This is a genomic window from Micromonospora sp. NPDC049047 (assembly GCF_040649135.1).
Taxonomy (GTDB): Bacteria; Actinomycetota; Actinomycetes; order Mycobacteriales; family Micromonosporaceae; genus Micromonospora.
Map to the genome: position 1 here is coordinate 394,248 of NZ_JBEZEY010000003.1, position 19,822 is coordinate 414,069.

The window sequence follows — 19,822 nt, forward strand, 5'->3', positions numbered from 1 at the left end:
CATCGGGTCGCTTTCGGCACTCGTGGATACGCGATGAGCAGCGTAAACACGCTCAGTAACTGTGGATAAACCGCGTGTCGTCCACAGGGGCGGCGGCACCTGGGCGGCCCCGCGCAGGCTTCCGCCATGACCTCGACCGATCGCCCTCAGCTCGCCGTCCGCTCGCCAGCCGATCTGATCGCCGCTGTGCCGTACCTGCTCGGCTTCCATCCCGCCGACAGCGTGGTCGCGGTGGCGATGCTGGGGCGGCAGATCATCTTCGCCGCCCGCGCGGATCTGCCCGACCCGTCGACCGATCTGGTCGAGCGGGCCCGGCACCTGGCCGGAGTGATCCACCGGCAGGGCGCGGAGGCCGCCACCGTGGTCGGTTACGGGCCAGCCGATCGGGTGACGCCGGCCGTGGACGCGGCGCGCGCCGCGCTGACCGCGGGCGGGCTCGAGGTGCTCGACGCGCTGCGGGTGACCGAGGGCCGGTGGTGGTCCTACCTCTGCACCGAGCCCGACTGCTGCCCGCCCGAGGGCCGGCGCTACGACCCGTCCGCCAACCCGCTTACCGCCTCGGCGGTCTTCGCCGGCCAGGTCGCGCTCCCCGACCGGGCCGCCCTCGTGGCGCAGGTGGCGCCGGTGGACGGCCCGGCCCGGGACGCGATGCGGGCGGCCACCGCCCGGGCCCAGCTGCGCCTGACCGAGCTGCTTGGGCAGGCGCCCGCGAGCGACCTGCTCGGCGGCCGGACGATGTGCGCCGCCGGGGCCGCGACGGTCCGCGAGGCGCAGCGCCGGCAGCGCCGCGGTGAGCGGCTCGACGACGACGAGGTGGCCTGGTTGAGCCTGCTGATGACCCACCTGCCGATCCGCGATCACGCCTGGGAACGCACCGACGGTCGGGATCGGGACATCGCCCTCTGGACCGACGTGCTGCGCCGGGCCGAGCCGGATTTTGCCGCCGCGCCAGGTGCGCTGCTGGCGTTCGCGGCCTGGCGTGCAGGGCAGGGGGCGCTGGCGGCCGTCGCGCTGGAGCGCACGCTCAGCCTGCACCCCGACTACTCGCTCGCCATCCTGCTTGACGACCTGCTCCGGCGCGGGGTGCCCCCGTCCGAGCTGGACGGGTGGCCGTCGGTCGGGATGCCAGGGGTGATCCGTCCGCGTAGGCGGAGGCGACGTGGCCGCCGCTGACCGTCCCCGCAACACGCGCGGTAATACCGACGGTGCTACCCACGTTGATAGCCTGGAGGACATGACCGTGAAGCGCTCCGTGAGCCTCCCCGACGATGTCGCGGAGTGGCTTGACCAGCAGCCCAACGTCTCGGCCGCGATCACGACGGCGGTGCGGGCCCAGATGGACGCCAGCCACCTGCACGAGGTGCTGCGGCGCGCCGGCATTGAGGTGACCGAGGAGGGCAGGGCGCGCTGGCGGGAGCGGCTCGCGACGCCCATCCCGCCCGATGCCCTGGCTGAGGGGCGCCGGATGTTGGGGCGTGCCGGATGAGCGATCAGATCGCGGCGGTCTTCGACGCGTCGGCGTTGACTGCCTACATCGGGGGCAACGTCTCGGTGGGGGAGTTGATGCTGGAGGTCGCCGACGAGGGCCGGCAGGTTGCCGTCCCTGCGACGTGCCTGGCTGCCGCCATCGCGGGCGCGGGCGACGAGATCGATGTCGCGCTACTGGCCCTGATGATGAGTGCTCCGATGATCCGTCTGTTGCCGCTCGACGGCGAGGACGTGCGAGACACGGGCACGCTCGCCCGTGCCGTTGATGGAGACATCTCATTCGGCCATGCCGCCCGCGCGGCACTCATCCACGAGGCGCACTACGCGACGGTGCAACCGAAGGCGGCGGCGAAGGTGCTCCCCGCCAGGTGGAGCATCCTCGATCTGACCTGAGGTGTGGAGCGCGTCGTCGACCACGGGTCGGGCGGGGAAGGACGAGCCCCGGTCGACGGGGCCGATCTTCCTTGCCAGCCCGACAAAGCCCGCCCAGGCTGCCCGGCCCGACGCTGATCCCTCGTCCCCCGAGGTTGATCGTTCCCGGCGGGTTCCTCCGCCAGAGGATGTACGCCGCCAGAGGATGTACGGCGCACTCCTGTCCGCGGCCGACGCGGTAGCGCCAGCACTCCTTGATAATGATCTGATGTCCGCTCTTCGCACCGGTACGAAATGACCCTCGAACTGCTGCTCTCGCTGGCCGGGTTGGCGTTGGTGGACAGCACCAGCATCGGCACCCTCTTCATCCCGGTCTGGCTGCTGCTCGCACCCGGGCCGGTGAACGCCCGGCGGATCCTTGGCTACCTCGCCACCATCGCGGCGTTCTATCTCGCGGTGGGGCTGCTGCTGGTGTGGGGCGGCGGCAGGTTGGCCGACGTGTTTGGCGGTGCTCTGGACAACCCGGCCGTGCTCTGGGCGCAACTCGTGCTGGGTGTGGCGATGCTGGCGCTCAGCTTCCGCTACGACGGCAAACGACGTCCCCGTAGCGGTGGCGTGCTGCGGTGGCGGGATCGAGCCACCGCTGGAGACTCCTCGGCCCGCTGGTTGGTCGGGCTCGCGTTGCTGGCCGCGCTCGCCGAGGTGGCGACCATGCTGCCGTACCTCGGGGCGGTGGGGTTGTTGGCCACCTCGGGGGTCGGCCCGGCGACAGTTGTGGGGTTGCTGGCCGGATACTGCCTGGTCATGGTGCTGCCCGCGGTGGTGCTGCTGGCTGCCAGGGTGGCCCGCCCGGCAGTTGTCGAGCCGGTGCTCGCCCGACTCAACAACTGGATCGTCAACAAGGCGGGCAGCGCGTTGGGGTGGATCCTCGGCATAGCCGGCTTCCTTGTCGCTCGCGACGCCGCCGCGCGGCTGGCCCTGTTCGACCTGATCGGTCGCTGAGCGTCAGGCGGGCTGTTCCAGCGTGATCCGGTGTGGCCCGGTGTAGACGTTCATGGTCCGACCGCGCAGGAATCCGACAAGGGTCATCCCCGCCTCGTCGGCCAGTTCGGCGGCGAGCGTGCTCGGTGCGGACACCGCGGCCAGCAGCGGCAACCCGGCCATCCACGCCTTCTGGGTCAGCTCGAAACTGGCCCGGCCGGACACCAGCAGCAGGTGCCCAGCCAGTGGCAGCCGACGTTCGCGCACCGCCCAGCCGATCACCTTGTCCACCGCGTTGTGCCGGCCCACGTCCTCCCGCAGCACCACCAGCTCTCCCCCGGCCGTGAACAGACCGGCCGCGTGTAGTCCACCGGTCCGGTCGAAGCCACGCTGGGCGGCACGAAGTCGGTCGGGCAGTTCGACGAGGAGCGTGGCCGGCACGCTGAGCGGATCGGCGGCGACCGGGAACAGGGACCGGGTACGGACCGCGTCGATGCTGGCCTTGCCGCAGACGCCACAGGAACTGGTCGTGTAGAAGTTCCGGGACGGGTCGGTGGTCGGTTCCGGCACGCCAGGGGCGAGCGTCACGTCCACCACGTTGTACGTGTTCGGTGTCTCCGCGCCGGCGCAGAGCTGCGCGGTCAACACGTCGTCGGTCGACCGGATCAGCCCCTCGGTAAGCAGGAACCCGATGGCCAGATCGAGGTCGTCACCGGGGGTACGCATGGTCACGGCGAGGGGCTTGCGTCGGCCCGGCCCGGCCGCGCCGACCCGGATCTCCAGCGGCTCCTCCACCGCAAGCGTGTCCGGTCGGCGGATGGACCCGCGCCCGACAGTCGCCGCGTCCAGGTCGATCCGAAGTACGCCCCGCCGATCAGTTGCCCGTCCCATCCCGCCATCCTCCACCTCCCGCCGGCACGCCCGCACGGCCACCGGGCTGCGGGCACCCGGCAGCGACCGGCGGCGAGCGTCCACCCGGGTACCGTGACCGGGTGGGGACGTATGCCGCCGTGGTGCTCGCCGGTGGGTCCGCTCGACGGATGGGCGGGGTGGACAAGCCCGCAGTCCCGGTCGGTGGCCAGCCGATGCGCGCCCGGGTGCTGGCCGCCGTCAGCGACGCCAGCCCACTGGTGCTCGTGGGTCCGGCCGACACGGTTCCGGCGGGCGTGCGGGTCACCAGGGAGGACCCGCCGGGCGGGGGACCGGTCGCCGCCGCGGCTGCCGGGCTGGCGCTGCTCGAGCCGGACACCGCACTTGTCGCGCTGCTCGCCGCCGACCTGCCGCTGCTCACCCGCGCCGCGATCGGCGACCTGCTCACCCACCTCGCCGGAGCCGAGCCCGACGGCGCGTGCTTCGTCGACGTGGACGGGCGGCGGCAGTCGCTCTGCGGGGTCTGGCGGGTCGCGGCGCTGCGGGCCGGCCTGGACCGACTGACCGTCGAGCGGGGCGGCACCCTGGCCGGAGCCCCGGTCCGGGCGCTGCTGGCCGGGCTCGTGGTGCGGGAGGTGCCCTGGTCCGGCGACGGCCCGCCGCCGTGGTTCGACTGCGACACTGAAGAGGACGTACGCCGGGCGGAGGAGTGGGCGCGATGACGGTGATGGACGACTGGGTGACGGCGGTCTGCGCCGAGTTGGAGCTGGACCCGGTCGGTGTGCCCGTGCAGGCGGTGCTGGACGTGGCCCGCGACGTCGCCCACCAGGTGCTGCGACCGGGTGCGCCGGTCACCGCGTACCTGCTGGGGCTGGCGGTCGGCCGGGGTGCCGACCCGGCGGACGTGGCGGCCCGGCTCAGCGCCCTGGCCGGGACGTGGCCTGTCGAACTGGGCGCGGACCCGGCGGACCCGACCGCCCCCTGACGGCCGTTGTCCGATCCCGGTCCGGGCTGATCGGGTCCGTGGGCGGCGTGGGTAGGGTGATCGTGACGGACGGAGGCGATCATGACGGCTGACCACCCCTCGGCGCCGCTCGGTGACCTGCCCGGCGCGACGACTGAGCCGGCGGAATCGATCCTGCTCGACGAACCCAGCACTACCGATCTGCGGGCGAAGGTGACCGAGGCCTGGCAGGAGTTCGCCAGTGCGCTCGCCCTTCGGCTGCGGGAACTTCCCGTCGGCGCGCACCTTGAGGTGACCCTCGACCCGACCGCCTCCGGCACCGGGGACGCCGTCTACTCGGTGAGCGTGGACGTGCGCGACGGTGGCGGGTTGTCCGCGCGGGGGGTCGGGAACGCGACGCTGCCGGAGGGCTACCGGCTGGACCGCGATGCGGTGGCGGACATGGTCGCACTTGGCTGGTCGCCGCCCGGGGTGCTCGCCGGCTCCGGCGGCTTCTTCGGACTGGACGGCCAGACGAGCGAGTCGACCCGGATCGCCGCGCTGCTCTCCCGGACGCTGCGGGACGTCTACGGTGCCCCGCATCCGGCGTTCCTCGTCTACCTGGTGCATGACGCCGAGGGTGAGCCGCTGGCCGTGGACCCGTTGGGCACGGCGCGCAGCGAGTTCGGCCCGGACGCCGATGTCGAGGCCGACCTGGAGGAGGCGTTGGCCGAGGCGGCCTCCGCGCAGGCCGAGCGGGACGACGTGCTCGACCTGGCCGATCGGGTCCGGACGGTGGTCTCCACGATGCTGAAGTCGGACACTGACCGGTTGCAGATCGACTCGGACGGTGACATCAACATCCGGGCCGGCTCGGCGATGGTCTTCGTGCGGGTGCGGGACAATCCGCCGCTGGTGGACGTGTTCTCTCCGGTGCTCACCGAGGTGGAGCCGACCGAGCGGCTCTACGTCAAGCTCTCCGAGTTGACCAACCGGATGCCGATCGGCCGCCTCTACTGCGCCGACGACACGGTCTGGGCGTCCATCCCGGTCTTCGGCCGCAACTTCCAGGCCACCCACCTGATGCTTGCGGTGCAGGTGATGACAGGTCTCGCCGACGAGTTGGACGACCGGCTGCACGGCGAGTTCGGCGGCAAGCGGTTCTTCGGTGAGAGCGACAAACCGGTTCGGCGCGACGAGTCGGAGCACCGCACCGGCATGTACCTCTAGGGCCTCCTTCATAAGAGCTGGCCGGCCTGCGGCGGACCCGAACGCCGCCGGATCGCCGCCCGGACTCCGCCTCGGCGCGACCGCCCTTATGAAACAGACCTGATACTCCAACGTCATTTGATCGGCCGACTGCTTGCGCCGCACTAGCTCATGAAGAAGATCATGGCCGCGAGGCTTGCCCCCATGGCCAGGTGCTCCCAACGGAGCAGGTCCGTGATCGGTCGATTGCGCAGCCGGACGAGTGCGGTCGCCATCCAGCAGAGGTAAGCCGCCGTGACGGCGCGTACCAACACGAGCGCCGCGTCATGGCCGGTGACGGTGTCGTGGTCCGTCCGGGGCCCGGCGTCCATGTGGTGGGTAGCCACCGACTCACCGTGTTGATGCATCAACACGGCGAGCGCCATGAGCACGGCCCCGGCCGTACGGTGCCACTCCACCTCCGGGCCGCGCTCGGTCGGACCGCCGGCGACGATTGCCACCGCCAGGACCAGGAGCAGCAGCGTGCCCGCGTACTGCACAACCGGTGCGGCATCGAGGGTCACCGCGGCCATGACGGCCACCATCGCACCCGCAAGCATTCGGGCTCTGCGGGAAGCGCCCGCCCGCGGCACGACGCAGCAGCAGGCTGACACCGCGGTCGACCCGATCATGATCACCTCGATCATCAGAACGTCATTGCGGCGCGACGCCGGGGCGTGACCATTGCGCGGTGGGGCGGCCGTTGAGACGCCACGGGTGTCCGGTGACCCGCGGCCAGCCTTCAGGCGAATTTTCCCAGTTCTCCTGCCGGCCGTACACCGTGAGGTCCAGGGCGTGGTAGGTGGTCATCAACGCCTCCACGCCCCGCCCGGTGGTCCAGTAGGTCTCGTAGACCTCGTCGCCGTCGCGCAGGTAGCACGCGATGAACCCGAAGTCACGACCGTCGGCCAGAGCCGGGTCGGAGTCTCTCGCCGAATACCAGGGGAACCGGTAGCCCATGAACTCCGCGAACGGGGCACTTTCGTCGTAGGGACCCTGGCAGAACACGGCGTAGGTGACGTCCCGAGCGTGCAGGTAGTCCAGCGTCTGCACGTGACAGGTCGAGAAGGTGCACCCCTCACACTGATGCTCGTACGGCTTGCCGTCGTGCCACATGTGGAAGTAGGCGATGAGCATCCGGCGGCCCTCGAACACCTCCACCAGCGGGGTGTCCCCGCCTGGGCCCCGCACCGTCACCGTCGGCATCAAGGTCATCGGCAGCTGACGACGAGCGGCTGCGATCGCGTCTCCTTCGCGGGTATGGGCCTTCTCCCGGACCAGCAGTTCGTCGCGCTCACGCAGCCAGGTCTCCCGGTCGACGACCGGGGGCGCGGCGGCGCTGGACGCCGGGGTTGCCGTCATGGCTATCTCCTTCGTGGAGTGGGGATCGGTCACAGGTACAGACGACCGAGTCGGCGATCGTCATCGGTGACCGATGACGGATGGGGTCCGCGGTCGTCAGTACGGTGGCGAAGACCACTCAGCCCCGGGGAGATCACATGTCCGACTCGCCTGATGAGCAGGCGGTCTGGCTGCAGCGCGCCTTCGACGAACACCGGCGTGAGCTACACGTCCACTGCTACCGCCTCGCCGGGAACGTCACCGACGCGGACGACCTGGTGCAGGAGACCTTCCTGCGTGCCTGGCGGGCTCGCGACCGCTTCGAGGGTCGCGCGTCGGCGCGCACCTGGTTCTACCGGATCGCCACGAACGTCTTCCTCGACAGCCGCAAGGCGGCCGGTCACCGGACGCTGCCGTACGGTGATCCTCTGGAGTGGTCCACCGAGCTCGGTCCCTATCCCGACGCCCTGCTGGTCGACGATCCGCAGACCGGTGTCGCCGCCCGGGAAACCGTCGAGCTGGCCGTGATCGCAGCGCTCATGTACCTGCCGCCGCGGCAGCGGGCGGCCTTCGTGCTGCGCGACGTGTACGGCTGGACGCCGCAGGAGATCGCCGCCGCGCTCGACACCGCCGTACCGGCCGTCAACAGCCTCCTCCAACGGGCCCGCCACACCCTCCGACGGCAAGCGCCGTCGGACCCGAAGGACTGGCGCCGCCCGCAGCTCACCAGTGAGGACGAAGAGATCCTGCGCCGCTATGCCAACGCGAAGGACCCGGAGACGCTCCGGGCACTGCTCGCCGAGGACGTACGGATCACGATGCCGCCCGAGCCGCCGGTAGTCGGGATCGACGCGGCCGCGGAGTTCCTCGGCCGACCGCTCGACTGGCGTACGTTCCCTGCCTCGGCCAACGGGCGCCCGGCACTGATCAACTATCTCCGCCGGCCCGGCAGCCCGCACTACGAGGCGTTGGTCGTCGACGTACTCCGGATCGAGAACGGGAAGATCGTAGAGAGCAACGCTTTCATCGGTGCCCGTCACGTCGCCGCCTTCGGCGTGCCCGCCACCCTCGAGCCCTAGACGAGTGAGTCTCAAGCTAAGCGGCCGAGTCTGCGCTGGTAGTGGCCAGGTTGACCAGTGACGTTGGAGTCTTAATCGATGTCGAGCAGGGTCTTGCCGACCGTCGCCCGCGCCTCGATGGCGGCGTGCGCGTCGGCGGCGCGGTCGAGTGGGAACCGCTGGCCGATGAGCGGTCGCAGGCGGCCGGCAGCCCCGTCCGCCAGGGCCTGCCGGGTGTACGCCCGCAGCCGCTCGGGTGACGTGTCCGGCCGGACCACTGTGACCTGCCGTGCGGTGGCGGCCTCCGCCGACACCGAGGACCACTCGCCGCTCGCCAAGCCGTAGCTGACCATGCGTCCGCCGGGGTCCAGTAGGTCGAAAGCCGTTCGGGCCACCGCCCCGCCGACTCCGTCGAGCACCACGTCGACCCCGCCGGTGGTGGAACGGACCCGGTCGGCCCAGTCCGGTTGGCGGTAGTCGACGGCGAGGTCGGCGCCGAGGCCGGGTAACAGGCCCACCTTGCGCGGCCCACCGGCGGCGCCGATCACCCGGGCACCGGCCCGGGCGGCGAGCTGCACCAACAGGCTGCCGACGCCCCCTGCGGCGGCTTCCACGAGCACCCGGTCGCCGGGGCGGACCCCGACCGCCTCGATCAGCATGGTGGCGGTACGCCCGTCGGCGAGCAGTGCCACCGCCTCGTCCACGGCCAACCCGTCCGGCACCTCGATCGGCGCGGCGGCGTCCACCGCCGCGCGTTCGGCGTATCCGCCGGAGCCGCCGGTGGCGCTCACCACCCGCCGCCCGAGCAGTGCCGGGTCGACGTCGGGGCCGACGGCGGCGATCACCCCGCCGACGCCGTTGCCGGGGATCAGGGGTGGGGTGATCGCGAACGGTCCGGGGCGTCCGGCGCGCTGCTGCGTCTCGACGAAGGTGATGTTCGCGTGCGCGACGTCGATGAGCACCTGGCCGGGGCCGGGCGTCGGGTCGGGCGCGGGGCCGGGCACCAGCACCTCGGGCCCGCCGAACTCGCGTAACCAGACCGCCCGCATCGAATCCTCCTCGGCTGTGGTGGGCGATGCGCCCACGCTCCCGACCACCTCACCTCCTCAACCACGGTCGAGGTCAAGCGGTGCTGGGCGACGGGCCGACGCCGGGGGACTCGGCCAGCCGGGACAGCACGATGGTGCTGCGGGTGGAGGTCACGAAGGACTCGGCGCGCAGCCGTTCCAGGGCCGCCTCCAGGTGGGCGATGTCGGCGGCGCGTAGGTGCACGAGCGCGTCCGCCTCACCGGAGACGGTGTACGCGCCGACCACCTCCGGGTGCCGCCGGGCGGCGACGCCGATCTGGGCGGGGGTGGTCCGGCCGGCGCAGAACAGTTCGACGAACGCCTCGGTGGTCCAGCCGACGGCGGCCGGGTCAACAACTGCGGTGAAGCCTCTGATCACGCCGGTGGCGCGCAGCCGGTCGACGCGACGCTTGACCGCCGGGGCGGAGAGTGACACCCGGGTGCCGATGTCGGCGTACGACGCGCGGGCGTCGGCGACGAGCAACGCAATGATTCGCTGGTCTACCGCATCTATCTGCAACGTTCCGCCTCTGGGAAGCAACGGTTGTGGCTGTTACCAAAGTTCCACGGTACCTACTCTTGGTGACCGTGAACCAGCAGCGAGTCTCGCGAAAGCGGACATATCTCATGTGCTCGCCCGAGCACTTCGCGGTCGAGTACGCGATCAACCCGTGGATGGACGTGACCACAGCGGTCGACCGGGACCTGGCCGTCAAACAGTGGGACCGGCTGCGCGAGACGCTTGTCGGCCTCGGTCACGAGGTGCACCTGCTCACTGCCGAGCCGGGCCTGCCGGACATGGTCTACGCCGCCAACGGCGCCTTCGTGGTGGACGGCAGCGTGTACGGCGCCCGGTTCAAACACGAGCAGCGGGCCGCCGAGGCAGCTGTCCACCACGCCTTCTACGAGTCGCAGGGCTGGCGGTTCGTCGCGCCGAGCGAGACCAACGAGGGTGAGGGCGACTTCGCGTACCTGCCGGAGGCGCACGGTGGTCTCATTCTCGCCGGGCACGGCTTCCGCACCGAACTCCCGGCGCACGCCGAGGCGCAGGAGGCGCTGGGCCGCCCGGTGGTGTCGCTGCGGCTTGTCGACCCCCGCTTCTACCACCTGGACGTGGCGCTGGCAGCCGTCGACGACTCGAACGTCGTCTACTTCCCCGGCGCGTTCTCGGCGGCGAGCCAGCGGGTGCTCACCCAACTCTTCCCGGACGCGGTGATCGCCGACGACGCCGACGCGTTGGCCTTCGGGCTGAACCTGGTGAGCGACGGCGCGAACGTGGTGCTCAACAGCGAGGCCACCCGGCTGGCCGGCAAGCTCAAGGCCGCTGGTTACACAGCGGTTCCCGTCGAGTTGGCCGAGCTGAAGAAGGGCGGCGGCAGCGTGAAGTGCTGCATCGCCGAGCTGCGGCACTGATTCCGTGAATGCGCCGGGGCCGGCCTCCCAGTGGGAGGCCGGCCCCGACTCGTGCGTGGGGTGGGCGTTCAGCCAAGCGTGGCCAGCTCGTTGATCAGCACGTTCGACATGACCTGGCCGTCGCGCTGCACCTCGCGCAGGTACCACTTCTGCTGCGGGGTGCGCGGCTGGTTGAACTGCCAGATGCCGCGCGGGCTGTCGATCTGGCCGATCCGGCCGAGGGCCAGGTTGACCTGCTGCGGGTTGGGCGAGCCGCCGGTGAGCTGGATCGCCTGGTCGAGCACCTGCGCCGCGTCGTACGACGCCATCGCGTACGTGGTGGGCGTGACCTGGTACTTCTTGCGGTAGGCCGAGGCGAAGACCCGGTTCGACGTGTTGTTCAGGTCGGCGGAGTAGTTGAGCGCGGTCTGGATGCCCAGCGCGTTTTCCTTGAGGCTCTCCAGCACGTTGCCCTCGGTGAGGAAGCCGGGCGCGTAGACCGGGCCCTGGAACTTCTCCCGCAGTTGCTTGATGAACTCCACGGCGGCCGCGCCGGCGAAGAAGCAGAAGACAGCGGTGGGCTGCTTGGCCAACGCCTTGGTGATGTCGGCGGCGTAGGTGGTCTTGCCGGGGTTGGGGTTGGCGCTGGTGTAGGTGACCGGGTCGCTGATCCGCGGGTCGCTCGCGCCGAACTCCTGCCGGAAGCCGCGCACCACGTCCGGGCTGCCGACGTTCTCCGGCATGATGATCGCGACGCGCCCGTTTGTCGGCAGTTGGTCGCGCAGGTAGCGACCCAGCGCCCGGCCGGCCTCGTCGAGCACGTACGACGTCCGCCAGATGTAGAAGACGCTCTGCAGGCTGCTCGGGGAGGCGTTGGAGCCGATCAGCGGAACCTTGGCCTGCTCGACGGTGTCCCGGATGCCGACCATCACCGCCGAGTTGACCACGCCGGTGAGCGCCAGCACGCCCTGCTTGAGCAGTCCGTCGACGGCGGCCTTGCCGGTCTTCGCGGTGTCGCCCTCGTCGGCGGTCAGCAGCTCCACCGGGTGGCCACCCAGCCGCTTGTCGTGCATGTCGAGGAAGAGTTGGAAGCCGTTGGTGATGTCGTCGCCGATGCTCTTGAGACCACCGGCCTGTGGCGTGATCAGACCGATCTTGATCGGGCTGCGGTTGGCGGTCGGTTGGGCGTCGGTGTCGGAGCCACACCCGGCGACGAACCCGGTCGTACCGAGCGCGGCCAACAGTTGGAGCGCCCGCCTGCGATTCATCTGTGACACCGAGTTCCTTCCAAGGAGCGTTGCAGGGCTGAACACCGCCCCTCCGGCGTTCTACCTGGTCGGCGACGCTGCGTCAATGGCTAGTGATCAACGTGCAGGGACCGCAACGAATCCAGGACCTGAGGCCAGGCGGTCGACTCCGGGTCGATCAGCCCGAAATGCTCGCATCCGGGCAGTTCAAGAAGGGAGATATCGGATCCTGCGGCGGTTGCCTCCGCGACGAATTCCCTGCTCATCTCCACCGGAACCTGCAGGTCCTCGGAGCCGTGCAAAACTACTGTCCGTGTTCGCGTCGGTACCAACAATCGTGGATCCGTCGCCGCGTACCGGTCCGGAACCTCGATCGGGCCGCCGCCGAGCAACGCGGCCACCGCGCCCGAGTCCAGGTCCCGCCGGTACGCCTCGGCCAGGTCGGCCACCGGCGCCAGGGCGAGCACCCCACCCACAGTCGCCGCCGCGGTGGCCGCCACGTACAGCGCCAGGTGGCCGCCCGCGGAGTGCCCGACCAGAATCGGCGCCACCGCGCCCACCCGGCCGGGCAGCGCCTCGGCGGCCAGTACCGGCAGCGCGGCCACCCCGCTCAGCACGTCGGTGAACGTGCCCGGCCAGCCGCCTCCCGGCTGCCCCGTCCGCCGGTATTCAAGCTGCGCCACCGGGTAGCCGTCGGCGGCGAGTGCGGCGGCCAGCGGGTCGGTGTGCCGCCGGTCGTACTCGACCCGCCAGAAACCGCCGTGCAGGACGACGACCAGGGGCCGCGCCGGGCCGGACCCCGCCGGCCACCGCAGGTCGGCCACCTGGTCCGGGTGGTCGCCGTACGTCACGGTCAGCTGGGGCGCCGGCGCGGGTCGGGTCAGCACGGCGCGCGGGTCGGCAGGCATGGCGCGACGGTAGCGCGCCCGCGCGGGTGGTTGGGGTCCGGTACTCGGTCCCGGCTGCCACGGGTCCCGCCCGCTGGGTAAAGATGGACCCCATGACCGAAGCGCGCTCAGCTGGACACGACGACGAGCCGGGCACCGACGACTCCGGCCACCCCGGCACTGTTGTGGTGGTCGGTCCGGACGGCCGGCCGATCGGGACGATGCAGACCGACGAGGGCCAGGGTGAGGACCCGACCCGCCTGGTCGAACAGCCGGCCAAGGTGATGCGGATCGGCAGCATGATCAAGCAGCTGCTGGAGGAGGTGAAAGCCGCACCTCTCGACGACGCGAGCCGCAACCGGATGCGGGAGATCCACGAGCGGTCGATCGTCGAGCTCAAGGAGGGCCTCGCCCCCGAGCTGCGCGACGAGTTGGAGCGCATCTCGCTGCCCTTCACCGAGGACAAGGCCCCGAGCGAGGGCGAGTTGCGCATCGCCCACGCCCAGCTCGTCGGCTGGCTGGAGGGCCTGTTCCACGGCATTCAGGCGGCTCTGGTGGCCCAGCAGATGGCCGCCCGGGTCCAGTTGGAGCAGATGCGCGGCGGCCGGCAGGCACTGCCCAGTGGCCCTGGCGGAGTCGTCCCCGGGATGCCGGGCATCGGCCAGCCCGGCGGCGGTGAGGGCCACAACACCGGCCAGTACCTCTGACCTCAGCCCACCCCGAAGATCTTTTCCAGGTACGCCGCCACGCCGTCCTCGGAGTTCGTCGTCGTCACCTCGTCGGCGACCGCCAGGACGGCGCGGTGGGCGTTGGCGACCGCCACGCCCCGCCCGGCCCAGGTGAGCATCGGGACGTCGTTGGGCATGTCGCCGAAGGCCACCACGTCGGCCGCGTTCACCCCGATCCGGTCGCAGTACCAGGCCAGGCCGGCCGCCTTCGTCACGCCGGCCGCGGAGATCTCGACCAGGCCGGAGGAGGACGAGTGGGTGGCCTCGGCCAGCCCCGCCACTGCGGTGGCGATGAGCTCGGCGAAGGCGTCCGGGTCCTGTTCACCGGCGCGGGCGAGGAGCTTCACCGCCGGCACGGAGAGCAATTCCTCCGGCGTCTCGATCGCTCGGATGCCGTCCGGGTCGACATCCCAGCGCAGCGGGTAGTGCGCCTCGTGCCGCATTTGCCGGCTGTCCATGATCTCCACGGCGAAGCTGATTCCGGGCACCTCGGCACGTAGCCGCTGGGCCACCTCGGCCAGATGGTGCGGCGCGAGCGGGTCGGCCCGCAGCACCTCGTCGTTGGCCGGGTCGTAGACCACCGCGCCGTTGGCGCAGACGGCCGGCAGCGGCTTGGCCAGTTGGTCGTACACCATCTTGAGCCAGCGGACCGGACGGCCGGTGACCAGGATGACCGGCGTGCCGCGCGCGGAGATCCGCGCGAGCACGTCGGCGGTGCGCGGGCTGACGGTGTGGTCGTCGCGGATCAGCGTGCCGTCGATGTCGGTGGCGATCAGGCGGGGTGTCTCTCCCATCACCGGGACAGTAGCCGGTCCAGATACACCGCCACTCCGTCGTCGTCGTTGCGCAGGGTCACCTCGTCGGCGGCGGCGCGGAGCTCGGGGTGCGCGTTGGCCACCGCCACCCGCGCCCAGCCCGCCCACGCGAACATCGGCAGGTCGTTGGGCATGTCCCCGAAGACCAGGACATCGGCCGGGTCCACGCCGAGGGTCTGTGCCACCACCGTCAGCCCGGTCGCCTTGTCCACGCCCGGCGGGCAGATCTCGATGAAGCCGAGCCCGGCCTGGGTGAGCGTGGCGACCTGCGGCGGAATGATCCGGCGGGCCACCGCCAGCAACTCGTCCACGTGGTGGTCGGCGGTCCGGGCGAACGCCTTGATCACGTCGCAGGAGAGGCACTCCGCTCGGCTCCGCGCCTCGAACCGGTCCTGGTAGGGCCAACTCTCGTGGTAGTCGCCCCAGAGCGGGGCGTCGTGCTCGTCGGACGCCTCGACCATCACGGTAAGCGGCCCGACCTCGGCTTCCAGGTCGGCGAGCAGCCGGGCCAGCACCTCGGCGGGCAGCCGCTCGTCGCGCAGCACCAGCGGGCCGGCCGGGTCACTCTGGTCGACCACCCGGCCGCCGCCGGCCATCACCAGGAAGTCGGCGGCCCGGATGTCGTTGCGGGTCAACTCGGTGAGCCGAGGGCCGCGACCGGTCGCGCCGACCACCGGAATTCCGGCGGCCCGCACCCGGTCGAGCACCCCATGGGTGTACGCGGAGACGGTGTCATCGCTGCGGACCAGCGTTCCGTCGAGGTCGGTCGCGATCAGCTTGGGCAGTCCCGGGCGGGTCATCGTTCCTCCTTCGCCCACCGCCGTCGCGCCTGCCGTCCCCTTCTGCTGAGGAGACCCTGGCGTCGTGGCGGGCAGCAACCGTACCTCGCGGAACGGGTCGCATCCATGGCTTCCAGGCGAATCGGACGCGAACAAACCATCCTCGCTCCGCCCCCGCGCTGTCGGCTCCGGACGGGTGGCCTGGCGCACCTGGTGTCGGCCCGGGAGGTGGCAGCTCGCGGCCGGGGGTCAGGACGGTGGGGTGGGGTGGGTGAAGGGGGCGACGGGTGTGACGGTGAGGTCGGCCGGTGAGGGGAGAGCGTCGCCCTCGGCCGGGTTGCGGTCGCGGTGCCGGCGCCACGGGCGGGCCGTCGGCGCGTCGCCGGGGCCGTCGTCCGCCAGCGGCCCGACAGGTGTGCCGGGCGGTGCGGCCGGAGCCAGTCGCAGGGCCGCACCGAGCAGTACGCAGGCGACGAACGCCATCACCACACCGCGGCCGTACTCGGCCCGGAAGCCGTCCTGTGGCGAGTAGAAGAAGTTGCGCTGACTGGGGTCGTCGAGGGTGGCCGTGGCGGCGACCAGCAGCGTCAGCAGGGCACCGGCCAGGGTGAGACCGACCAACCGGGCGTTCGGCCGCACCGCCGCCGTGCCGCGCAGGGCGAGGGCCACCGTGCAGACGAGGCCGAGGAGCCCGACCAGGTAGCCAACCCCGAACCCACCGACCTCGGACACCCCGGCCGGCACCTCGATCGTGCTCTCACCGTCCGGGCCGCCGTTCGGCAGACTCATCACCAGCCACTCGCCGATCAGCGAGGCGACCCCGGCCACCGCGCCCAGACCGGCGAGCAGCAGCGGCAGCCGCGGGTCCTGCGTGAGATTGGCCAGGGACAGGCCGAACCGGCGTCGCGGAGCCGGGTCGGCGGCACCCCACTCGATCACGGTCGGCTGGTCGGACCGGTCGCCCTGCCGCGGGATCGGAAGCTCGTCGGACATCGGCCATCCTTCCGCCGGTCAGGGACCTGGTCGCATCATGGCACAGTCAGCCCGTGGTGACAGGGATCGCATGGTAGGCGTCAGTGCCGGTCGGTCGCCCGACGGTCACCTTTCCGCTAGCGTTCTCCTCATGCCTATCCGTACCGCTTCAGCACAATGGCAGGGCAATCTCACCGAGGGTGCCGGCACGGTCCGCACCGGTAAGGGTGGCCTGTCGGGCAACTACTCGTTCAAGTCGCGCTTCGAGGAGGGCGAGGGCACCAACCCCGAGGAGTTGATCGCCGCCGCGCACGCCGGCTGCTTCTCGATGGCGTTCTCGAAGGCGCTCGCCGACGCCGGCTCGACGGCCACCTCGGTCGACACCACCGCCAAGGTCCACCTGGACAAGACCGACGCCGGTATGACCGTCACCCGGATCGACCTGGAGACCGTCGGTCAGGTCCCGGGGATCGACGACGCGGAGTTCCAGAAGCTCGCCGAGTCCGCCAAGGCCAACTGCCCGATCTCCCGACTGCTCTCGCCGGGTGCCGAGATCACCCTCAGCGCGCGACTGGCCTCCTGAGCGGTCGACCCACAACGGCCGTTCGACCCACAACCGCTCGTTCACGGACAGAGCAGCCGCCCGGCGGTCGCTCTCTCCGTGAGCCTGCGGGGCCGGCCGCGACACGTCACGAGGGGCCGACCCGGTCCGGCATCGGGCAGAATGGTCGACGTGCCGGTGGAAATGACCCGTGAGCGCTTCGAGGAGCTGGTCGGCGACGCCCTCGACGAGGTGCCCGAGGAACTGCTCGGCCTGATGAACAACGTGGTCATCCTCGTCGAGGACGACCCACCGCCGGGCGAGGCCGACCTGCTGGGCCTCTACGAAGGCCACGCCCTCACCAGCCGCGGCTGGGACTACTCCGGCGTGTTGCCGGACCGGATCTTCATCTACCGGCGTCCGATCCTGCGGATCTGCGACAACGACGATGACGTCGTCGACGAGGTGGCGGTGACTGTCGTGCACGAGATCGCCCACCACTTCGGCATCGACGACGACCGGCTGCACGCGCTGGGCTGGGGCTGAGCCCACCGACGGCCGCCCGGTCCCCGCTCGGCCGATGGCCCGTGGTTGCCCTGGTCGCCTACCTTCGGTGCAGCGAACGCAACCCTGTCAGGAGGCACCCTTTCATGCGCAGTGAGCTGTTCTCCACGGAGAATCTGGAGAAGGAGTCCGCGCAGCCCGGCATGCGGCTGCAGAACTCCAAGATGTTGAAGATCGAACTCAACGGAGAGGCGATGGCCCGGGTCGGGTCGATGGTCGCCTACCAGGGGAATGTGCAGTTCCAGGCGCTGGGCTCGGGCGGGCTCGGCAAGTTTCTCAAGCAGAAGCTCACCGGCGAGGGTGTCCCCCTGATGAAGGTCTCCGGCCACGGTGACGTCTTCCTCGCCGAGCTTGCCAAGGACGTGCACATCATCGACCTGGAGCCGGGCGACGCCCTCTCCATCAACGGCTCCAGCGTGCTCGCCTTCGACTCGACCCTCCAGTACGACATCAGGATGGTCGGCGGTGCCGGCATGGCCTCGTCGTCCGGCCTGTTCAACTGTGTGTTCAGCGGCCACGGACGGATCGCCATCACCACCAAGGGCACCCCCGTCGTGCTCAACGTGGACGCCCCCACGTACGTCGACCCGCAGGCCGCCGTCTGCTGGTCGGCCAACCTCCAGACCGGCTACCACCGGGCCGAGCAGTTGGGCCTCGGCACGCTGCTGGGCCGGCGCACCGGCGAGTCGTTCACGATGAGCTTCGCCGGGCAGGGCTTCGTGGTGGTGCAGCCGTCCGAGGAGCCGCCGGTCATGGGCAGCGGCCAGCAGCAGCAGGAGGGCGGCCTGCTCGGCGGTCTGCTGAGCTGACCACCGCCACGCGACCGCTCCCGATCTGCTGGTTGGTCGGGAGTGGCGCGGGGCGCCAGCCGGTCAGGTCAGCTCGCCCGTGCGTAGTCGGGCCAGCCAGGCCGCCGCGTCGAGGTAGTCGGTGTCGGAGAGGCCCGTCGGCGCGGGCACCGGCCGATCGCCAGTACCCCCGGCCCAGCGGTGCCGGGGGTACGAGCCCAGGAAGCGGACGTCCGCGCAGACCCGGCGCAGCCCCTGCAACGCCTCGCCCAGTCGTACGTCGGCCACGTGCCCGGTGCAGTCCAGGAAGAAGACGTAACGGCCCAGCGCCTCCCCGGTGGGGCGGGACTCGATCCGGGTCAGGTTGACGCCCCGGACGGCCAACTCCATGAGCACGGACAGCAGCGCGCCGACCCGGTCGTGTGCGATGTAGACAGCGAGCGAGGTGAGGTCGTCGCCGGTCGACGGCGGAGGTGGCCCGGGACGGGACACCAACGCGAAGCGGGTCACCGCGTCCGGATGATCGGCAATCTTGTCGGCGAGTGTGCTGAGCCGGTGCCGGGCCGCCCCGATCGGCGCGCAGATGGCCGCGTCGTACGTGCCGGCACCGGCGCCCGCCGCGGCAGCGCCGTTGGAGAGCACGTCGACCACCACGGCGTCCGGCAGATGGTCGCGCAGCCAGCCCCGGCACTGGGTGGAGGCCTGCGGATGGGCCGCCACGGTGCGGATCGCGGTCAGCGGTGTGCCGGGGCGGGCACCGAGCACGAACTCCACCGGAAGGATCACCTCCCGGGTGATCACCAACGGCTCACCCTCGGCCATCTCGTCCAGGGTGACGCCCACCGCGCCGCCGATCGAGTTTTCAAGCGGCACCAGCGCCGCGTCGGCGTCACCGGTCCGGACGCTGTCAAGCGCCTCTCCGACGCTGCGGGCAGGTGTACGGGTGCCGCGTTCGGCGGCGGGGAGGGAGCGCAGCGCCTGCTCGGCGAAGGTGCCCTCCGGCCCGAGATAGACGAAGTGGGTAGGTGGTGTTCCCGGCATGTCGATCAGCCTACGCACTCGGCCCGACGGCCGGCCCGGCGTCACAGGCGAGGGCTCGGATTCCGGCCGGGCCGGTGGCGCGTACCTCGATGGTGCAGACGTCGGTGCCGGCGGTGACCAGGGTCGGTGCGCTGCCCTGGCCCCGGGTGACCACCTGGAGTTCCTCGTGTCCGGTCACCTCCAGGACGGTGTACTGCCACTCGGCGGCGCAGAGCGGCCCGGTGCGGACCTGGACCCGGACGTTGGCCGGCAGCACTCCGGCCCGGCCCCGCAGCAGTTGCACCACCCGCTGACCGGTCGGGCCGTTCCGGCAGGCCGTCGCGACGAGCCCGGCGTCCGGGGTGGGCGTGACCGTGCCGAGTGGCGGCGCGCTCGTCGACGGGCCGGTGGGTGGGGTGCTCGGTCCGGATGCCGTCGGGGCCGCGGTGCGGGTGGGCGTTGCGGTCGGCTCGGACAACTCGGGTGGGGCGCCACAGCCGGCGAGCACCGCGCTGGCGAGCACGGCGAGCGCGACCCGTCGGATCTGCGCGGTGGGTCGCACGGAGACGTGATCGGATGCCCGGTCGCGGGGCGCCGGTCGGCGGTGGGACGTCGCCCGTGGTGGGGGGGACGAGGGGCGGGGTGGGGTGAACGGCACGGGCCGATCCTCGGGACATCGGAGAATTCGTCGCGGCCGGGGTGGCCGAGCCCATCGTAGGGT

At 71.3% G+C, this 19,822-nt stretch carries 26 protein-coding genes; 14 read left to right on the plus strand and 12 right to left on the minus strand.

Going from position 1 to position 19,822, the window contains the following annotated elements; genetic code table 11:
• Window positions 1–126: 126 nt before the first annotated feature.
• From AB0B86_RS07455 to AB0B86_RS07470, 4 genes are all read left to right on the plus strand, one after another.
• The gene (locus AB0B86_RS07455; protein ID WP_357416593.1) at window positions 127–1,173 is read left to right on the plus strand and encodes a DUF4192 domain-containing protein; all 1,047 of its coding nucleotides are present in this window, start codon (window positions 127–129) and stop codon (window positions 1,171–1,173) included.
• A 61-nt stretch (window positions 1,174–1,234) separates the two neighbouring features.
• The gene (locus AB0B86_RS07460) at window positions 1,235–1,486 is read left to right on the plus strand and encodes a hypothetical protein (RefSeq protein ID WP_357411200.1); all 252 of its coding nucleotides are present in this window, start codon (window positions 1,235–1,237) and stop codon (window positions 1,484–1,486) included.
• Window positions 1,483–1,881, plus strand: coding sequence for a hypothetical protein (locus AB0B86_RS07465; RefSeq protein ID WP_357411198.1), 399 nt, complete (start codon window positions 1,483–1,485; stop codon window positions 1,879–1,881). The genes AB0B86_RS07460 and AB0B86_RS07465 overlap by 4 nt, the downstream gene beginning before the upstream one ends.
• Window positions 1,882–2,154: 273 nt before the next feature.
• On the plus strand, window positions 2,155–2,862 hold the full coding sequence (locus AB0B86_RS07470; protein ID WP_357411196.1) for a GAP family protein: 708 nt from the start codon (window positions 2,155–2,157) through the stop codon (window positions 2,860–2,862).
• Between the two features lie 3 nt (window positions 2,863–2,865).
• Here AB0B86_RS07470 and fdhD read toward each other — a convergent pair whose 3' ends face one another.
• Window positions 2,866–3,732: a formate dehydrogenase accessory sulfurtransferase FdhD gene (gene fdhD, locus AB0B86_RS07475; protein WP_357411327.1), complete on the minus strand. Its 867-nt coding sequence runs from the start codon at window positions 3,730–3,732 to the stop codon at window positions 2,866–2,868.
• Between the two features lie 101 nt (window positions 3,733–3,833).
• Between fdhD and AB0B86_RS07480 the strand changes: the two genes are divergently transcribed.
• From AB0B86_RS07480 to AB0B86_RS07490, 3 genes are all read left to right on the plus strand, one after another.
• Window positions 3,834–4,433, plus strand: a complete 600-nt coding sequence (locus tag AB0B86_RS07480; protein ID WP_357411194.1) for an NTP transferase domain-containing protein — start codon at window positions 3,834–3,836, stop codon at window positions 4,431–4,433.
• Window positions 4,430–4,696 (plus strand): DUF6457 domain-containing protein, encoded by a 267-nt coding sequence (locus tag AB0B86_RS07485; RefSeq protein WP_357416597.1) that lies wholly within the window; start codon window positions 4,430–4,432, stop codon window positions 4,694–4,696. The genes AB0B86_RS07480 and AB0B86_RS07485 overlap by 4 nt, the downstream gene beginning before the upstream one ends.
• A gap of 81 nt (window positions 4,697–4,777) precedes the next feature.
• Entirely contained in the window at window positions 4,778–5,884 is a 1,107-nt protein-coding gene (locus AB0B86_RS07490) for a hypothetical protein (RefSeq protein WP_357416599.1), read from the plus strand.
• A gap of 143 nt (window positions 5,885–6,027) precedes the next feature.
• Here the strand turns inward: AB0B86_RS07490 and AB0B86_RS07495 are convergent, their stop codons facing one another.
• The gene (locus AB0B86_RS07495; RefSeq protein ID WP_357416601.1) at window positions 6,028–6,435 is read right to left on the minus strand and encodes a hypothetical protein; all 408 of its coding nucleotides are present in this window, start codon (window positions 6,433–6,435) and stop codon (window positions 6,028–6,030) included.
• Here AB0B86_RS07495 and AB0B86_RS07500 point away from each other — a divergent pair.
• A complete protein-coding gene (locus tag AB0B86_RS07500) occupies window positions 6,434–6,583 on the plus strand; it encodes a hypothetical protein (RefSeq protein ID WP_357411186.1) in 150 nt (49 codons plus the stop codon). The two genes, AB0B86_RS07495 and AB0B86_RS07500, sit on opposite strands and share 2 nt — an antisense overlap.
• On the opposite strand, the gene AB0B86_RS07505 is transcribed toward AB0B86_RS07500, so the two are convergent.
• Complete coding sequence (locus AB0B86_RS07505) at window positions 6,557–7,264, minus strand: DUF899 family protein (RefSeq protein ID WP_357411184.1); 708 nt, start codon at window positions 7,262–7,264, stop codon at window positions 6,557–6,559. The genes AB0B86_RS07500 and AB0B86_RS07505 overlap by 27 nt on opposite strands.
• Window positions 7,265–7,401: 137 nt before the next feature.
• Between AB0B86_RS07505 and AB0B86_RS07510 the strand changes: the two genes are divergently transcribed.
• The gene (locus tag AB0B86_RS07510; protein WP_357416607.1) at window positions 7,402–8,322 is read left to right on the plus strand and encodes an RNA polymerase subunit sigma-70; all 921 of its coding nucleotides are present in this window, start codon (window positions 7,402–7,404) and stop codon (window positions 8,320–8,322) included.
• Window positions 8,323–8,393: 71 nt separating this feature from the next.
• Here the strand turns inward: AB0B86_RS07510 and AB0B86_RS07515 are convergent, their stop codons facing one another.
• Entirely contained in the window at window positions 8,394–9,398 is a 1,005-nt protein-coding gene (locus AB0B86_RS07515; RefSeq protein WP_357410185.1) for a zinc-binding dehydrogenase, read from the minus strand.
• Window positions 9,399–9,423: 25 nt separating this feature from the next.
• Window positions 9,424–9,888, minus strand: a complete 465-nt coding sequence (locus tag AB0B86_RS07520) for an Lrp/AsnC family transcriptional regulator (RefSeq protein ID WP_357410183.1) — start codon at window positions 9,886–9,888, stop codon at window positions 9,424–9,426.
• Window positions 9,889–9,947: 59 nt separating this feature from the next.
• Here AB0B86_RS07520 and ddaH point away from each other — a divergent pair, with 59 nt between their 5' ends.
• Complete coding sequence (gene ddaH, locus AB0B86_RS07525) at window positions 9,948–10,781, plus strand: dimethylargininase (protein ID WP_357410181.1); 834 nt, start codon at window positions 9,948–9,950, stop codon at window positions 10,779–10,781.
• A gap of 68 nt (window positions 10,782–10,849) precedes the next feature.
• Here ddaH and AB0B86_RS07530 read toward each other — a convergent pair whose 3' ends face one another.
• Window positions 10,850–12,037, minus strand: coding sequence for an ABC transporter substrate-binding protein (locus AB0B86_RS07530; protein ID WP_357416611.1), 1,188 nt, complete (start codon window positions 12,035–12,037; stop codon window positions 10,850–10,852).
• Between the two features lie 80 nt (window positions 12,038–12,117).
• Entirely contained in the window at window positions 12,118–12,915 is a 798-nt protein-coding gene (locus AB0B86_RS07535) for an alpha/beta hydrolase (RefSeq protein ID WP_357416613.1), read from the minus strand.
• An 83-nt stretch (window positions 12,916–12,998) separates the two neighbouring features.
• Here AB0B86_RS07535 and AB0B86_RS07540 point away from each other — a divergent pair, with 83 nt between their 5' ends.
• On the plus strand, window positions 12,999–13,601 hold the full coding sequence (locus AB0B86_RS07540) for a bacterial proteasome activator family protein (RefSeq protein WP_357410175.1): 603 nt from the start codon (window positions 12,999–13,001) through the stop codon (window positions 13,599–13,601).
• 2 nt (window positions 13,602–13,603) lie between these two features.
• Here AB0B86_RS07540 and AB0B86_RS07545 read toward each other — a convergent pair whose 3' ends face one another.
• The 3 genes from AB0B86_RS07545 to AB0B86_RS07555 form a co-directional block, all read right to left on the minus strand.
• Window positions 13,604–14,416, minus strand: a complete 813-nt coding sequence (locus tag AB0B86_RS07545) for an HAD family hydrolase (protein ID WP_357416617.1) — start codon at window positions 14,414–14,416, stop codon at window positions 13,604–13,606.
• Window positions 14,416–15,237 (minus strand): HAD family hydrolase, encoded by an 822-nt coding sequence (locus tag AB0B86_RS07550; protein ID WP_357416620.1) that lies wholly within the window; start codon window positions 15,235–15,237, stop codon window positions 14,416–14,418. The genes AB0B86_RS07545 and AB0B86_RS07550 overlap by 1 nt, the downstream gene beginning before the upstream one ends.
• Window positions 15,238–15,465: 228 nt before the next feature.
• Window positions 15,466–16,209 carry a hypothetical protein gene (locus tag AB0B86_RS07555; protein WP_357416622.1) on the minus strand — a complete coding sequence of 248 codons (744 nt, stop codon included), beginning with the start codon at window positions 16,207–16,209 and terminating at the stop codon, window positions 15,466–15,468.
• A 130-nt stretch (window positions 16,210–16,339) separates the two neighbouring features.
• On the opposite strand from AB0B86_RS07555, the gene AB0B86_RS07560 reads away from it, so the two are divergent.
• From AB0B86_RS07560 to AB0B86_RS07570, 3 genes are all read left to right on the plus strand, one after another.
• Window positions 16,340–16,771, plus strand: a complete 432-nt coding sequence (locus AB0B86_RS07560; RefSeq protein WP_357410167.1) for an OsmC family protein — start codon at window positions 16,340–16,342, stop codon at window positions 16,769–16,771.
• A 156-nt stretch (window positions 16,772–16,927) separates the two neighbouring features.
• A complete protein-coding gene (locus AB0B86_RS07565) occupies window positions 16,928–17,275 on the plus strand; it encodes a metallopeptidase family protein (RefSeq protein ID WP_357410197.1) in 348 nt (115 codons plus the stop codon).
• A 104-nt stretch (window positions 17,276–17,379) separates the two neighbouring features.
• Window positions 17,380–18,102 (plus strand): AIM24 family protein, encoded by a 723-nt coding sequence (locus tag AB0B86_RS07570; RefSeq protein WP_357410165.1) that lies wholly within the window; start codon window positions 17,380–17,382, stop codon window positions 18,100–18,102.
• 63 nt (window positions 18,103–18,165) lie between these two features.
• On the opposite strand, the gene pheA is transcribed toward AB0B86_RS07570, so the two are convergent.
• The gene (gene pheA, locus AB0B86_RS07575; protein ID WP_357410163.1) at window positions 18,166–19,122 is read right to left on the minus strand and encodes a prephenate dehydratase; all 957 of its coding nucleotides are present in this window, start codon (window positions 19,120–19,122) and stop codon (window positions 18,166–18,168) included.
• 10 nt (window positions 19,123–19,132) lie between these two features.
• Window positions 19,133–19,663: a hypothetical protein gene (locus AB0B86_RS07580; RefSeq protein WP_357410160.1), complete on the minus strand. Its 531-nt coding sequence runs from the start codon at window positions 19,661–19,663 to the stop codon at window positions 19,133–19,135.
• Between the last annotated feature and the right edge of the window lie 159 nt (window positions 19,664–19,822).

What these genes read in the sequence shown, in the direction of transcription:
- AB0B86_RS07455 (WP_357416593.1), top strand. Translation starts at nt 127, where the DNA reads ATGACCTCGACCGATCGCCCTCAGCTCGCCGTCCGCTCGCCAGCCGAT.
- AB0B86_RS07460 (WP_357411200.1), top strand. Translation starts at nt 1,235, where the DNA reads ATGACCGTGAAGCGCTCCGTGAGCCTCCCCGACGATGTCGCGGAGTGG.
- AB0B86_RS07465 (WP_357411198.1), top strand. Translation starts at nt 1,483, where the DNA reads ATGAGCGATCAGATCGCGGCGGTCTTCGACGCGTCGGCGTTGACTGCC.
- AB0B86_RS07470 (WP_357411196.1), top strand. Translation starts at nt 2,155, where the DNA reads ATGACCCTCGAACTGCTGCTCTCGCTGGCCGGGTTGGCGTTGGTGGAC.
- fdhD (WP_357411327.1), bottom strand. Translation starts at nt 3,732, where the DNA reads ATGGGACGGGCAACTGATCGGCGGGGCGTACTTCGGATCGACCTGGAC.
- AB0B86_RS07485 (WP_357416597.1), top strand. Translation starts at nt 4,430, where the DNA reads ATGACGGTGATGGACGACTGGGTGACGGCGGTCTGCGCCGAGTTGGAG.
- AB0B86_RS07490 (WP_357416599.1), top strand. Translation starts at nt 4,778, where the DNA reads ATGACGGCTGACCACCCCTCGGCGCCGCTCGGTGACCTGCCCGGCGCG.
- AB0B86_RS07500 (WP_357411186.1), top strand. Translation starts at nt 6,434, where the DNA reads ATGACGGCCACCATCGCACCCGCAAGCATTCGGGCTCTGCGGGAAGCG.
- AB0B86_RS07495 (WP_357416601.1), bottom strand. Translation starts at nt 6,435, where the DNA reads ATGGCCGCGGTGACCCTCGATGCCGCACCGGTTGTGCAGTACGCGGGC.
- AB0B86_RS07505 (WP_357411184.1), bottom strand. Translation starts at nt 7,264, where the DNA reads ATGACGGCAACCCCGGCGTCCAGCGCCGCCGCGCCCCCGGTCGTCGAC.
- AB0B86_RS07510 (WP_357416607.1), top strand. Translation starts at nt 7,402, where the DNA reads ATGTCCGACTCGCCTGATGAGCAGGCGGTCTGGCTGCAGCGCGCCTTC.
- AB0B86_RS07535 (WP_357416613.1), bottom strand. Translation starts at nt 12,915, where the DNA reads ATGCCTGCCGACCCGCGCGCCGTGCTGACCCGACCCGCGCCGGCGCCC.
- AB0B86_RS07540 (WP_357410175.1), top strand. Translation starts at nt 12,999, where the DNA reads ATGGACCCCATGACCGAAGCGCGCTCAGCTGGACACGACGACGAGCCG.
- AB0B86_RS07545 (WP_357416617.1), bottom strand. Translation starts at nt 14,416, where the DNA reads ATGGGAGAGACACCCCGCCTGATCGCCACCGACATCGACGGCACGCTG.
- AB0B86_RS07550 (WP_357416620.1), bottom strand. Translation starts at nt 15,237, where the DNA reads ATGACCCGCCCGGGACTGCCCAAGCTGATCGCGACCGACCTCGACGGA.
- AB0B86_RS07555 (WP_357416622.1), bottom strand. Translation starts at nt 16,209, where the DNA reads ATGTCCGACGAGCTTCCGATCCCGCGGCAGGGCGACCGGTCCGACCAG.
- AB0B86_RS07560 (WP_357410167.1), top strand. Translation starts at nt 16,340, where the DNA reads ATGCCTATCCGTACCGCTTCAGCACAATGGCAGGGCAATCTCACCGAG.
- AB0B86_RS07570 (WP_357410165.1), top strand. Translation starts at nt 17,380, where the DNA reads ATGCGCAGTGAGCTGTTCTCCACGGAGAATCTGGAGAAGGAGTCCGCG.
- pheA (WP_357410163.1), bottom strand. Translation starts at nt 19,122, where the DNA reads ATGCCGGGAACACCACCTACCCACTTCGTCTATCTCGGGCCGGAGGGC.